The organism is Streptomyces sp. NPDC007907 (genome assembly GCF_042959365.1).
In the GTDB taxonomy this organism is placed as follows: Bacteria; Actinomycetota; Actinomycetes; order Streptomycetales; family Streptomycetaceae; genus Streptomyces; species Streptomyces indiaensis.
In genome coordinates this window covers 55,426-69,363 of sequence record NZ_JBIBKR010000007.1, presented here as the reverse complement: position 1 = coordinate 69,363, position 13,938 = coordinate 55,426, and the positions used below count along the sequence as shown (strand labels likewise).

Genomic DNA, 13,938 nt, shown 5'->3' with positions numbered 1-13,938 from the left:
GGAACGGGGGAGGGGCGGCGGTGGGCGGACGGGTCAGAGCTTTCCGCCCCGGCCGCCGTCGCGCCGGGCGGGTGCGATGAGCGTCGACAGGTAGGGCAGGGGCGCGTCGTCGAGTTCGGCGGCCCGGCGTACGGACTCCTCCGGCAGCCCGAGCGCGGAGCCCCACACGGCGTCGGCGAGCCGCCCGGTCTCCCGCAGCGCCTCGGCGACCTCGTGCGCCTGCCGCCCGAACTTGTAGGCGACGACGGTCCCCGGCCCGGCCAGCGCGTCCTTCAGCACGGCCGACCCGGCGGTGACGGGCACGAGCGTGAGCGGCTCGGTCCCCTCGGTCAGCACGGCACCGGACCGGGCGGCCAGGTCCTGCATGGCGGTGATCCCGGGCACCGTCGCGACGACCGTTCCCGGCACGAGCTCGGTGATGGTCTGCGCGAGGTAGGTGAACGTCGAGTAGACGTTGGGGTCCCCGATCGTCGCGAAAGCCACCGACGCGTGCCGCCGCAACAACTCGGCGACCCGCTCGCCGGCCGCGTCCCAGGCCGCCTCGCGCCGGGCCCGGTCGCTGCGCTCGTTCAGCGCGAACACGACCCGGACGACCTTCTCCTCGGGCACGTAGTGCAGGACGGTCGCCTCGGCCCGCCCGGGCTCGCCGCCGTCCCGCCCGTCGGGCGCGGCCATCACGGGCACCACCACGACATCGGCCTCGCGCAGGGCGTTGACGCCCTTGACGGTCACCAGCTCCGGATCCCCGGGTCCCACCCCGACTCCGACCAGCCTGCTGCTCATGACGTCCGGCACCTCTCGACGAACCGACGGGCGACACCGGGCTCGGACGCCCAGTGCGTGTGCAGATAGCTCGCGTGCACACCGCGCTGTACAAAACCTTCGACCCGCGGCCGGGGGGTGCGGACCCCCCAGGCGGGCTCCGCCCCCGAGCCGGGCTCCACGACGGTCCGGTGGAACTCGTGCCCGCGCATCCGCGTCCCGGCCACCGCGAGCACGCTGTCGCCCACGGCCACGGCGTCCCGGTAGCCCAGCGTGAGCCGCTCGGTCATCCGCGCCGAGGCGTCCAGCACCCCGCACATCGGCAGCCCGTCCAGCTCCCGGCACAGATACAGCAGCCCGGCACACTCGGCGGCCACGGGAGCGCCGCTGCCCGCCAGCTCGGCGACGGCCTTGCGCAGCGGCACGTTGGCGGACAGCTCGGCGGCGTACACCTCGGGGAACCCGCCCCCGATCACCAACCCGGCGGTCTTCTCGGGCAGTTCCTGGTCCCGCAGGGGGTCGAAGGTGACGACTTCGGCCCCGGCGGCGGTGAGCAGTTCGGTGGTCTCGGCGTAGGAGAAGGTGAACGCCTCCCCGCCGGCAACAGCGACAACCAGCCGGTCCGGCGTTTGAGGACGAGGCCGTTCAGGCCGACCGGGGGTCCGGGGGGCGGAGCCCTCCGGCGGGGTCGAAGGGGCGGAGCCCCTGGAGGACGGGAAGGGGAGGGGCGGCGGGGGCGCGGAAACGGCCTCGGCCGCATCCCAGGCCGCCCCCGACAACGCACTCGCACTCCGCGCCAGCCGGGCCAACGCGTCGAGATCACAGCCCTCGGAGACCTGCGCCCCCATCGCCGCCACCGCCTCAACCGCCGCAGCACGCCGCTCGGCGACCGGCACCAGCCCCAGATGCCGCGACGGCGTAGCCACCTGAGCAACCCGCCGCAACACCCCCAGCACCGGCACCCCCGCCTGCTCCAACGCCTCCCGCAACAGCTCCTCGTGCCGGTCCGAGGCGACCTTGTTGAGGATCACGCCCCCGACCCGCACCTCCGGATCCCAGGAGGCGAAGCCGTGCACCAGCGCCGCCACCGACCGTGACTGCGACGACGCGTCCACGACCAGCACCACCGGCGCCCCGAGCAGCTTCGCGACATGAGCCGTCGAAGCCAGCTCACCCTCGCCCGCGGCCCCGTCGTACAGCCCCATCACGCCCTCGACGACGGCGATGTCACACCCCCGCGCCCCGTGCAGGAACAGCGGCCCGACCAGCTCGGGCCCGCACAGGTACGCGTCGAGGTTCCGTCCCACCCGCCCGGTCGCGAGCGCGTGGTACCCGGGGTCGATGTAGTCCGGTCCGACCTTGTGCGGGGACACGGCGAGCCCCCGCGCGGCGAACGCGGCCATCAACCCCGTGGCAACGGTGGTCTTGCCACTGCCCGACGAGGGCGCGGCGATGACCAGCCGAGGGACGGAAGCACTCACCACTCGATGCCCCTCTGGCCCTTCTGCCCCACGTCCATGGGGTGCTTGACCTTGGACATGTCGGTCACGAGATCGGCGAAGTCCACGAGCTTTCCGGGCGCGTTCCGCCCGGTGATGACGACGTGCTGGGTGCCGGGCCGGTCCCGCAGCACGGAGATCACCTCGTCCGTGTCCACCCAGCCCCAGTGCATCGGGTAGGCGAACTCGTCGAGCACGTACAGCTTGTACGTCTCGGCCGCCAGGTCCCGCTTGACCTGCTCCCAGCCCTCCCGGGCCTTCTCCTCGTTGTCCATCTGGGCGTCGCGCTGCACCCACGACCAGCCCTCGCCCATCTTGTGCCAGTCGACGGACCCGCCCTCGCCGGAGGCGCCGAGCACCCGCAGCGCGTTCTCCTCGCCGACCTTCCACTTCGCCGACTTGACGAACTGGAACACCCCGATGGGCCACCCCTGGTTCCAGGCCCGCAGCGCGAGCCCGAAGGCGGCGGTGGACTTGCCCTTGCCGATGCCCGTGTGGACGACGACCAGCGGCCGGTTCCGCCGCTGCCGGGTCGTCAGCCCGTCGTCCGGCACCACACTCGGCTGTCCCTGCGGCATTACGCGGCCCTCCTCTGCACGTCCTTCACCAGCCCGGCGATGCTGTCCGCCCGCAGCTCGTCCAATGTCACCGCCGTACCGCCCAGTTCACCCGCGAGCTGCCCGGCGAGCCCCAGCCGCACCGGCCCCGACTCGCAGTCCACGACGACCGAGGCGAGACCGTCGGCCGCGAACAGCCGCGCCGCACGCCCGGCCAGGGCGACCGGCTCCGGGCCGCCGGTGGCCCGCCCGTCCGTCACCAGCACCACCAGCGGCCGCCGGGCCGGGTCGCGCAACCGCTCCACGCGCAGCACGTCGTGCGCGCGCAGCAGCCCCGCGGCGAGCGGCGTGCGCCCGCCGGTGGGCAGCGTCTCCAGCCGGGCCGCCGCCGCGTCCACCGACGAGGTCGGCGGCAGCGCCACGTCCGCGTCCGTGCCGCGGAAGGTCACCAGGCCCACCTTGTCGCGCCGCTGGTAGGCGTCCAGCAGCAGCGACAGCACGGCGCCCTTCACGGCGCTCATCCGCTGCCGCGCCGCCATCGACCCGGAGGCGTCCACGACGAACAGCACGAGGTTGCCCTCGCGCCCCTCGCGGGTGGCCTGCCGCAGATCGTCCCGGCGCACGACCAGGCCCGGGCCGGACCGTCCGCGCGCCCGCTGGTGCGGCGCCGCCGCCTGCACGGTCGCCGCCAGGTGCAGCTTGGTGAGCGCGCCCCGGGGCCGCCGGGCCCCGGTCGTCCGCCCGTGCTCGGTGCGCGCCCGCGAACGCCGCCCGGCGGCACCCTCGCCGATCCCGGGCACGCTCAGCACCCTGGTGCGGAACGGCTCGGAGGCCCGTACGGCCGACTGCTCGCCGGCGCCCGAGGGCTGCGGCTGCCCGTTCTCCCCGGCCTCGGGCCGGGCCGCGGTGTCGTCGCCGCCCTGGGGCGCGTCGTCGGGTTCCGGCTGTCCGCCGCCTCCGCCGGGCCCGTCCGGGCCGGGGTCCGGGTCCGGGTCGTCGTCGTCCGAGCCGCCGAACTCCTCCAGGGTCTCGTCGAGCTTGTCCTCGTCGAGTCCCGGCGCGTCGAAGGGGTTGCGCCGCCGCCGGTGCGGCAGCGCGAGCAGCGCCGCCTGCCGGACGTCCTCCGCGAGCACGTCCGTGCGCCCGGCCCAGGCGGCCAGCGCGGTGGCGGTGCGCGCCATCACGATGTCGGCGCGCATGCCGTCCACCTCGAAGGCCGCGCAGGTCGCCGCGATCTGCCGCAGCGCCCCGTCGCCCAGCCGCACGGACGGCAGCAGCTCCCGCGCGGCGACGATCCGCGCCCGCACGGCGGCCTCCTCCTCGGCCCAGCGCGCGGCGAAGGCGGCCGGGTCGTCGTCGTAGGCCAGCCGCCGCTTGACGACCTCCACCCGCTGGTCCGGCTCCCGCGAGGCCGCGACCTCGACGGTCAGCCCGAACCGGTCGAGCAACTGCGGCCGCAGCTCGCCCTCCTCGGGGTTCATGGTGCCGACGAGCAGGAAACGGGCGGCGTGCCGTACGGAGACGCCCTCGCGCTCGACGTACGAGGCGCCCATCGCGGCGGCGTCCAGCAGCAGGTCGACCAGGTGGTCGTGGAGGAGGTTGACCTCGTCGACGTAGAGGATCCCGCGGTGCGCGTCCGCGAGCAGGCCCGGCTCGAAGGCCTTCACGCCCTCGGAGAGGGCCCGCTCGATGTCGAGCGCGCCCACCAGCCGGTCCTCGGAGGCGCCGACGGGCAGTTCGACCATGCGGGCGGGCCGCTCGGTGCCGCCGCCGGTCTCGTGGGGCCCGTCCGGGCACCCCGGGTCGGGGGAGGCGGGGTCGCAGGAGAAACGGCAGCCGGGGACGACCGGGACCTTGGGCAGCAGCGCCGACAGAGCCCGCACCGCCGTCGACTTGGCCGTGCCCTTCTCGCCGCGCACCAGCACACCGCCGACCGCCGGTGACACCGCGTTCAGCAGCAGCGCGAGCCGCAGGTCGTCCTGGCCGACGACGGCCGTGAACGGAAAGGGGGTGGTCACTTCTCGTCGCCCTCCAAGTCGCCTTCGAGTTCCAGGTAGGTGGCGCGCAGCCGCTGAAGCGTCTCCGCGTCCGGCTCGGCCCACAGTCCGCGGTCGGCGGCCTCCAGGAGCCGCTCGGTGATGCCGCGCAGCGCCCAGGGGTTGGATTTCTTCATGAAGTCCCGGTTCTCCGGGTCGAAGACGTACTCGGAGCTGAGCTTCTCGTACATCCAGTCGTCGACGACCCCGGCCGTGGCGTCGTACCCGAACAGGTAGTCCACGGTCGCCGCCATCTCGAAGGCGCCCTTGTAGCCGTGCCGCCGCATGGCCGCCATCCAGCGCGGGTTGACCACCCGGGCGCGGAAGACGCGGTGGGTCTCCTCGCCGAGCGTGCGGGTCTTCACCTGGTCGGGGGTGGCCGAGTCGCCGACGTACGCCTCGGGGCTCGCGCCCGTCAGATGCCGCACCATGGCGACCATGCCGCCGTGGTACTGGAAGTAGTCGTCGGCGTCGACCAGGTCGTGCTCACGGGTGTCGACGTTCTTCGCGGCGACGGCGATCCGCTTGAACGCCGTCTCCATGTCACCGCGCGCGGCCCGCCCGTCGAGCCCGCGCCCGTAGGCGTAGCCGCCCCACACCGCGTACACCTCGGCGAGGTCCGCGTCGGAGCGCCAGTTGCGGGCGTCGATCAGCGGCAGCAGACCGGCGCCGTACGCCCCCGGCTTGGAGCCGAAGATGCGGGCCGTGGCCCGGCGGCGGTCGCCGTGCTCGGCGGTGTCCTGGTCGGCATGGGCCCGGACGTAGTTGGACTCGGCCGGTTCGTCCAGCTCGGCCACCGTGCGCACGGCGTCGTCGATCAGGCCCACGACGTGCGGGAACGCGTCCCGGAAGAAGCCCGAGATGCGGACCGTCACGTCGATGCGCGGCCGGCCGAGCTCCGCTAGCGGGACCACCTCGAACCCGGTCACCCGGCGCGAGGCGTCGTCCCACACCGGCCGGCAGCCCAGCAGCGCCAGGATCTCGGCGATGTCGTCGCCCTGGGTGCGCATCGCCGAGGTGCCCCACACCGTCAGGCCGACGGACGTCGGGTACTCACCGGTGTCCTGCAGATACCGCTGCACCAGCGAGTCGGCGAGGGACTGCCCGACCTCCCAGCTCAGCCGGGACGGGATGGCCTTGGGGTCGACGGAGTAGAAGTTGCGGCCCGTCGGCAGGACGTTGACGAGCCCGCGGGTCGGCGAACCGGACGGACCGGCCGGGACGTAACCGCCCCGCAGCGCCCGCAGGATGTGCCCGATCTCGTCGGTGGTCCGCTCCAGCCGGGGCACGACCTCGGTGCAGGCGAACTCCAGCACGGCGACCGCGTCGGGCAGTTCGGTGCCGAGGACCTCCCGGACCAGAGCCGGGCCCTCGGCGACCGCCCAGCCGCGCTCCTCCATGCCCTCCGCGATCCGCCGGCACAGCTGCTCCAGCAGGTCGATCGCGTCGGCCGCACTGCGCGCGGGGCCGTCCACCAGGTCCGTCAGCTCCACCGGCACCTTCACCGGGGCGCCCGGCTCGGCCAGCAGTTCCTTCTCCACCAGCCCGAAGTGCCGCGCCAGCGAGGCCCTGAGGCCCGGCAGCGCGTTGGCCTGTCCGCCCCACACCTGCGAGGCGCGCAGCACGGCCAGCACGAGATTGACGCGCGGCTCGCCGACCGGCCCGCCGCCCAGGATGTGCAGGCCGTCGCGGATCTGCACGTCCTTGATCTCGCACAGATAGCCGTCGATGTGCATGACGAACTCGTCGAACTCCTCGTCGTCCGGCTGTTCGTCGACGTGCAGGTCGTGGTGGAGTTCCGCGGCCTTGACCAGCGTCCAGATCTGGGCGCGCACGGTCGGGGCCTTCGCCGGGTCCAGGTCGGAGACGAGCGCGTACTCATCGAGGAGCTGCTCCAGCTTGGCCAGGTCGCCGTAGGTGTCGGCCCGGGCCATCGGCGGCACCAGGTGGTCGACGACCGTGGCGTGCCCGCGCCGCTTGGCCTGGGTGCCCTCGCCCGGGTCGTTGACGATGAACGGGTAGACCAGCGGCAGGTCCCCGAGGACCGCGTCCGGGGCGCAGCCCCCGCTGAGCCCGAGCCCCTTGCCGGGCAGCCACTCCATGGTGCCGTGCTTGCCCATGTGCACGATGGCGTCGGCGCCGAAACTGTTCTCCAGCCACCGGTAGGCCGCCATGTAGTGGTGGGACGGCGGCATGTCCGGGTCGTGGTAGATCGCGATCGGGTTCTCGCCGAAGCCGCGCGGCGGCTGGATCATCACGACGACGTTCCCGAACTGCAGGGACGCCAGCACGATGTCGTCGCCGTCGACGTACAGGCTGCCCGGCGGCTCGCCCCACGCCTCGGTCATGGCGTCCCTCAGCTCCGGGTCCAGCTTCTCGAACCACGCCCGGTAGTCCGCCAGCGGCACCCGCGCGGGCGCGGCGGCCAGCTGCTCCTCCGTCAGCCACTCCACGTCGTGGCCACCGGCGTTGATGAGCCGGTGGATCAGCTCGTCGCCCTGGTCCGGATGCCCCTCGACGACGTACCCGGCGTCCCGCAGCGCGTCCAGCACCCGCACCGCCGAAGCCGGCGTGTCCAGCCCGACCGCGTTGCCAACCCGCGAGTGCTTCGTCGGGTACGCGGTGAAGACCAGCGCCAGCTTCTTCTCGGCGTTCTCCTTGTGCCGCAGCCGCGCGTGCCGTACGGCGATGCCGGCGACGCGCCCCGCACGCTCCGGGTCGGCGACGTAGACGGGCACGTCGTCCGGGCCCTGCTCCTTGAAGGAGAACGGCACGGTGATCAGCCGCCCGTCGAACTCCGGGATCGCCACCTGCATCGCGGCGTCCATAGGGGAGAGGGCGGCGTCCGAGTCCGCCCAGGCCTGCCGCGAGGACGTCAGGCACAGGCCCTGCAGCACGGGGATGTCCAGCTCGGCGAGGGCGCCGATGTCCCAGGCCTCCTCGTCGCCGCCTGCCGAGGCCTGCGAGGCGTGCGTGCCGCCGGCCGCGAGGACGGTGGCGACCAGGGCGTCGGCCTGCCCGAGAATCTCGTACAGGCCCGCGTCCGCCCCGCGCAGCGAACCGCAGTACACGGGCAGCGCGTTGGCGCCCCGCGCCTCGATCGCGTCGCACAGGGTGTCGACGAAGGCGGTGTTGCCGCTCAGTTCGTGCGCCCGGTAGAAGAGCACGCCGACGGTCGGACGGCCCTCCACGCGGGCGCGCTCGCCGTGGACGCCGTACTCCGGCATCTTCCGCGGCTCGTCGAACCCCTCGCCCGTCAGCAGCACGGTGTCCGAGAGGAACCGGGCGAGTTCGGTGAGGTTGTCCGGCCCGCCCTCCACGAGGTACCTGAGCGCCTCCGCGACGACACCGGCCGGGACGGACGACTCGGCCATCAGCTCCGCGTCCGGCACGGCCTCGCCGCCCAGCAGCACGGTGGGGATGCCGGAGGCCCTCAGCGCGGCGAGCCCGTCCTCCCAGGCCCGCTTGCCGCCGAGCAACCGGACGACGGCGACGGACGCCCCGTCCAGCAGGGCGGGCAGCTCCTCCCGGACGTCCACGCGGGTCGGGTTGCCGATCCGGTAGTCGGCACCGGAGGCGGCCCGGGCCGCCAGCAGGTCCGTGTCGGCGGTCGACAACAACAACACAGTGCTCATGCGGGTGCTCCCGGTGGAATGAAGGGCAGTCCTTGCGGCGCGCCGGACTCGATGAGCCGCCACAGCGCGTCGGTGTCCGCGTGCTGTTCGATCAGGTCGCCGAGCCGGTCGAGCTGCTCCTCGCGCAGCGCGGCGAACGAGGTGTCCGGCGCGGGCACGAAACGGCGGCCCGCGGCGGCCGCCACCTCGCGCAGAAAGGCCCGCCGGAAGCCGTCCGACTCCAGGGAGCCGTGCCAGTGCGTGCCCCAGGTCTGGCCGACCCGGCAGCCGTCCAGGAAGGGCGTGCCGCCCTGGACGTCGGCGACACCGTGATGGATCTCGTAACCCTCGACCCGCTCGCCGAGGGCCTCGCCCTCCGGCCGGGTGAGGGTCTTCTCGCGGGCGAACCGCACCCGCACGGGCAGGATCCCGAGCCCGCCGACGTGTCCCCTTCGGCTCTCCACGTCGTCCTCGATGTGCTCGCCGAGGATCTGGAAGCCACCGCAGATGCCGAGCACGGGCCGCTGCTCGGCGGCCCTGCGCACCAGGGCGTCGGCGAGCCCGCGCTCGCGCAGCCACTCCAGCGCCCGGACCGTCCCGCGGGTGCCGGGCACGACGACGAGGTCGGCGTCGGACAGCTCCTCCGGCCGGTCCACGAACCGCACCACGACGCCCGGTTCGGCGGCCAGCGCGTCCACATCGGTGAAGTTGGACATCAGCGGCACGGCACAGACCGCGACCCGCAGCACGTCCTCGCCGACGGGCGGGGCGACGACGGACTCCCGGACCGCTCCCCGCAGGGAGACCCGCAGTCCGTCCTCCTCGTCGATCCCGAGCCCGTGCCGGAACGGCAGCACGCCGTACGTCTTCCGCCCCGTGAGCCCGTGCAGCATGTCCAGGCCCGGTTCCAGCAGGGAGACGTCCCCGCGGAACTTGTTGACGAGGAACCCGGCGACGCAACGCTGGTCCTCGGGCGACAGCAGCGCCACCGTCCCGAAGAACGAGGCGAACACCCCGCCCCGGTCGATGTCGCCGACGACGAGCACGGGCAGCCCGGCGCCCCGGGCGATCCCCATGTTCACGATGTCCGTCCGCCGCAGGTTGATCTCGGCGGGAGAACCGGCCCCCTCACAGATCACCGCGTCATACGTGCCCCGCAACTGCTCCAGGCAGTCCAGCACCGTCCCGAGCAACTGCTGCTGCCGTCCGCCGTGGTAGCCGCGCGCGCTCAGCTCCCCGACCGGCTTGCCCAGCAGCACGACCTGACTGCTCTGCTCGCCACCGGGCTTGAGCAGCACCGGGTTCATCAGCGCGGTCGGCTCGACGCGGCAGGCCTGCGCCTGCATGGCCTGTGCCCGCCCGATCTCGGCCCCTTCCGTCGTCACGAAGGAGTTCAGGGACATGTTCTGCGCCTTGAAGGGCGCGACCTTGACGCCCTGGCGCACCAGCCACCGGCAGATCCCGGCGGTCACGACGCTCTTGCCGGCGTCGGAAGTGGTACCGGCGACGAGAAGCCCACCGCTCATGTCATTTCCCCCTCTTCAGCGACCGCGCACCCCGGAGCGACGGCGCACTCCCGAGCGATCGCGCACCTCTGGACAACCGCGCACTCGTCAACAACCGCGCGCCCGCGCACACCCCGAGCGCGAGCCATGTCACGCGCTTCGACAGCCGTACGGCCCGTTCGACGTCCCGCGTGCCGACGGCACGCCCCCCGGTGTTCAGCACGGGCCGGTGCTCCACCCGCCCGCCGTACGACAGCGTCCCGCCGAGACGCACCCCGAGCGCCCCGGCGAACGAAGCCTCCACGGGCCCGGCGTTGGGACTCGGATGCTGCGCCGCATCCGCCCGCCAGGCCCGCACGGCCCCTCGCGGATCCGGCCCGGCCAGGGCGGCGAGGACGGCGGTCAGCCGCGCTCCGGGCCACCCCGCGAGGTCGTCCAGGCGTGCGGAGGCCCACCCGTAGCGGCGGTAGCGGGCCGACTTGTGCCCGACCATGGCGTCCAGGGTGTTGACGGCCCGGAACCCCAGCAGCCCCGGCACCCCGCCGACGGCGCCCCACACCAGAGCCCCCACCACCGCGTCGGAGGTGTTCTCGGCGACCGACTCGACCACGGCCCGGGCCATGCCGTCGGCGTCGAGGGCCTGCGGATCGCGGCCGCACAGGTGCGGCAGCCGGGCCCGGGCCGCCTCGACGTCCCCGGCCTCCAGGGCCCGCCCGATGGTCCGGGCCTCCCGGGCGAGTGAAGTCCCCCCGACCACGGCCCAGGTGGCGGCAGCGGTCAGCGCGACGGAGGCGGCGGGGGAGGTGCGTACGGCACGCGCGGCGACGGACCCGAGGGCGACGGCCCCGCCGGCACACACGGCGGTGTGCAGCGCGCCCCACCCGCGATGGTCCCGCCACAACACCCGTTCCACGGCGCCCGCGGCCCGCCCGAACGCGGCGACCGGATGCCCCCGGCGAGGATCACCGAGCAACAGGTCACCGATCAGACCGGCGGCGGCGCCGTACGCGAAGACGCGACCGGCACCCATGGGCTCAGCCGGCCAGGAGGGCGGGCAGGGGTGGGGTGGTGAACCTCGATCGGCAGCCGCGCATGGCGATATGTGTCCTCACTCAGGGTGTCCGCGCCCTGGTTCGACGAGATCGGCGGTGAGAGTTCCTGGCTCCCGGGGGATTGCTACCCCGGTGACAGTGGCGGGACCGCGCCGGACTTTCACCGGCTTCCTCTCCTGCCGCCGTACTGGCCCCGGCAGTCCACCACGGCCGGGAACGGCCGTCAACTTGCCGTTGACCTGCGAGGGGAGAGTGTGGAGAACCCCACATCGCCCCCTGCCCCGCATGACGACCGGGCGGCACGGGACCAAAGTCCCGTGCCGCCCGGCGGACACGATGTGCGGTGGGGCGCTCAGGCCACGATCAGATAGATCCCGTAGCCCACGGCCGCCGCACAGGCCGCGAAGCACGCGTACGCGCCGGTGACGGCGAGGCTCGCGGACCCGCCCTCCGCCACCGCCCGCTCGCGGCGGGAGAGACCGGTGATGCCGAGGGTGAACAGGCCGACGAGGGCCACGGTGACCACGAGGCTGACGCCGAAGACGGAGCCGAGGGCCGCCCAGTCGATCTTCATATCCGAGACTCTTCCTTGTAACCGGTGGCGGTCAGACCGTGGTGGTCGTGGTCGGCGTGCGCTCGGCGGTGGCCTGCGCCGGGAACGTCGGGACCGGGTCCGCCGACGCCGTGCCTCCCGCAGGGGGCGGCGTCACGGCGGCGATCGCCGTGGTGACCACGCCCGCGGGCTCGGCGCCGTCGTTCTCGCTGTCGGTGTCGTTGACGTTGGTGTGGTCGACCACCTCGCGCCGCGACAGCTTCCAGATCGTCGCGCTGGAGGCGATGAGGAAGACGGCCACCACGGCGGTGCCCCAGCTGCCGAAGCCGGTGACGTACTCGGCGAGCGCGCCCACCAGGGCCGCGGCCGGCAGCGTCAGACCCCACGCGACGAACATCCGCGTCGCGGTGGACCAGCGGACCACGCCGCCCTTGCGGCCGAGTCCGGCACCCATCACCGAACCGGACACGGAGTGCGTCGTGGAGAGGGAGAAACCGAGGTGCGAGGAGGCCAGGATGACCGTGGCCGCGGAGGTCTGGGCGGCGAAGCCCTGCTGCGGCTGGAGGTCGGTCAGTCCCTTGCCCATGGTGCGGATGATGCGCCAGCCGCCCAGGTAGGTGCCGAGCGCGATGGCGAGACCGGCCGAGAGGATGACCCACATGGGCGGGTCCGAGTCGGGCGCCACGGCGCCGCCGGCGACCAGGGCGAGAGTGATGACACCCATGGTCTTCTGTGCGTCGTTGGTGCCGTGCGCCAGGGAGACCAGGCCCGCGGAGGCGATCTGGCCGGCCCGGTAGCCCTTCTTGGACGCCTTGTCCTCGGCCTTGCTGCCGAGGGAGTAGGTCAGCCGCGTGGCCAGCATCGCCGCGATGCCCGCGACCAGCGGGGCGGCGATCGCCGGGATCAGCACCTTGGTGACCAGCACGTCCCCGTGCACCGCGCCGACACCCGCCGAGGCGATCGTGGCACCGATCAGACCGCCCATGAGGGCGTGGGAGGAGCTGGAGGGCAGACCGACGAGCCAGGTCAGCAGGTTCCAGAGGATCGCGCCGACCAGGGCGGCGAAGATGACCTCGGGACGGATGCCGGCCTCGTCGACGAGGCCCTTGGAGATCGTGTTGGCGACTTCGACGGACAGGAAGGCGCCGACCAGGTTGAGGACCGCGGACATGGCCACCGCAACCTTGGGCTTCATGGCGCCCGTGGAAATGGTCGTGGCCATGGCGTTCGCGGTGTCGTGGAAACCGTTCGTGAAATCGAACGCGAGTGCGGTTATCACCACAATCGCGAGGATCAGCGAGAAGCTTTCCATTTACCCAGGCAATCGTTCGAGGTCATTGGCTCGATGAACGTAGGGAACCTGAGTGAACGGAAGATGAACTGGGAGGGGCGCAGGGGTGACCGCATCAGGGGGTCGGCGTTCCGCCCCGGCGCGGCCGCCCGGTGCCCCGGCGGCCGGCTGCCAGGAGTGTCCCGTTTCACCCGGACGAGTGGCCCGTCGAACGGGTCCCGGTCACCCGTCGGGGTGCCACCGCGGTCGTGTACGAAGCGCGCCCCCGAAGTCCCCCGCACCGCAGCGCCGCGAGGCCCCGCCTGGCAGGATCGCGGCATGGCTGAGCAGCGTGGCGACGAGCGGGGCACGGCGGGCGTACCGGGGGACGAGGGGGGTGCGGGGGAGCCGCGCCGCAGGACCGCGCGCCCCGAGGAGACACGCGCCTGGCACGACCTCGTCGACACGGCCCGCCGGACGGTCACGGAGGGCCTCGTCGTCGGCACGTCCGGCAACGTCTCGGTGCGCGTCGGGGACACCGTCCTGGTCACCCCCTCGGGCGTCCCCTACGACCGGCTGACGCCCGAGGACGTGACGGGCGTCGGCCTGGACGGCCGGCAGGTCCTCGGCACCCTCGTCCCGACCAGCGAGCTGCCCATGCATCTCGCCGTCTACCGCACGACCGACGCCCTGGCCGTCGTCCACACCCACGCCGTGCACGCCACGGCCGTCTCGACGCTCGTGACCGAGCTGCCGCTGATCCACTACATGGCCGCCGCGCTCGGCGGCCCCGTCCGCGTCGCCCCCTACGCCACCTACGGCAGCGACGAGTTGGCCGAGAACATGCTCCACGCCCTCACCGACCGCTCCGGCTGCCTGCTCCAGAACCACGGCACCCTCACCCACGGCGCCACCCTCGCCCAGGCCTACGACCGCACCGCCCAGCTGGAGTGGATGTGCCGCCTGTGGCTCACCGCCTCCTCGGTGCCCGGCCTGGCCCCGAGCCTGCTGTCACGCGAGCAGCTGGCAGAGGTCGCGGAGCGCCTGCGCGGCTACGGCCAGCGCGGCTGAGCGGCCCGCACGCCATCGC

10 protein-coding genes and 1 riboswitch are annotated in these 13,938 nt (G+C 73.5%); of the genes, 1 reads left to right on the top strand and 9 read right to left on the bottom strand.

Annotated features, from left to right (window positions below; genetic code table 11):
* Window positions 1-33: 33 nt before the first annotated feature.
* From cobI to ACFZDI_RS27540, 9 genes are all read right to left on the bottom strand, one after another.
* Entirely contained in the window at window positions 34-783 is a 750-nt protein-coding gene (gene cobI, locus ACFZDI_RS27580; RefSeq protein ID WP_234849550.1) for a precorrin-2 C(20)-methyltransferase, read from the bottom strand.
* Window positions 780-2,243: a cobyrinate a,c-diamide synthase gene (locus ACFZDI_RS27575; protein ID WP_391253991.1), complete on the bottom strand. Its 1,464-nt coding sequence runs from the start codon at window positions 2,241-2,243 to the stop codon at window positions 780-782. Before ACFZDI_RS27575 ends, cobI begins: the two co-directional genes overlap by 4 nt.
* Entirely contained in the window at window positions 2,240-2,839 is a 600-nt protein-coding gene (gene cobO, locus ACFZDI_RS27570) for a cob(I)yrinic acid a,c-diamide adenosyltransferase (protein ID WP_234850525.1), read from the bottom strand. Before cobO ends, ACFZDI_RS27575 begins: the two co-directional genes overlap by 4 nt.
* Window positions 2,839-4,836, bottom strand: coding sequence for a putative cobaltochelatase (locus ACFZDI_RS27565; RefSeq protein WP_234850524.1), 1,998 nt, complete (start codon window positions 4,834-4,836; stop codon window positions 2,839-2,841). The genes cobO and ACFZDI_RS27565 overlap by 1 nt, the downstream gene beginning before the upstream one ends.
* Window positions 4,833-8,489 carry a cobaltochelatase subunit CobN gene (gene cobN / locus ACFZDI_RS27560; protein WP_391253988.1) on the bottom strand — a complete coding sequence of 1,219 codons (3,657 nt, stop codon included), beginning with the start codon at window positions 8,487-8,489 and terminating at the stop codon, window positions 4,833-4,835. Before cobN ends, ACFZDI_RS27565 begins: the two co-directional genes overlap by 4 nt.
* Window positions 8,486-9,994, bottom strand: coding sequence for a cobyric acid synthase (locus tag ACFZDI_RS27555; RefSeq protein WP_391253986.1), 1,509 nt, complete (start codon window positions 9,992-9,994; stop codon window positions 8,486-8,488). The genes cobN and ACFZDI_RS27555 overlap by 4 nt, the downstream gene beginning before the upstream one ends.
* Window position 9,995: 1 nt before the next feature.
* Window positions 9,996-11,003 (bottom strand): cobalamin biosynthesis protein, encoded by a 1,008-nt coding sequence (locus tag ACFZDI_RS27550; protein WP_391253984.1) that lies wholly within the window; start codon window positions 11,001-11,003, stop codon window positions 9,996-9,998.
* Window positions 11,004-11,103: 100 nt separating this feature from the next.
* A riboswitch (cobalamin riboswitch) is annotated at window positions 11,104-11,238 on the bottom strand.
* Window positions 11,239-11,377: 139 nt separating this feature from the next.
* Entirely contained in the window at window positions 11,378-11,599 is a 222-nt protein-coding gene (locus ACFZDI_RS27545) for a hypothetical protein (RefSeq protein ID WP_175431774.1), read from the bottom strand.
* Between the two features lie 31 nt (window positions 11,600-11,630).
* Window positions 11,631-12,890 carry an inorganic phosphate transporter gene (locus tag ACFZDI_RS27540; protein WP_391253982.1) on the bottom strand — a complete coding sequence of 420 codons (1,260 nt, stop codon included), beginning with the start codon at window positions 12,888-12,890 and terminating at the stop codon, window positions 11,631-11,633.
* A 297-nt stretch (window positions 12,891-13,187) separates the two neighbouring features.
* Between ACFZDI_RS27540 and ACFZDI_RS27535 the strand changes: the two genes are divergently transcribed.
* Window positions 13,188-13,919 (top strand): class II aldolase/adducin family protein, encoded by a 732-nt coding sequence (locus ACFZDI_RS27535; protein ID WP_344369156.1) that lies wholly within the window; start codon window positions 13,188-13,190, stop codon window positions 13,917-13,919.
* Window positions 13,920-13,938 lie beyond the last annotated feature (19 nt).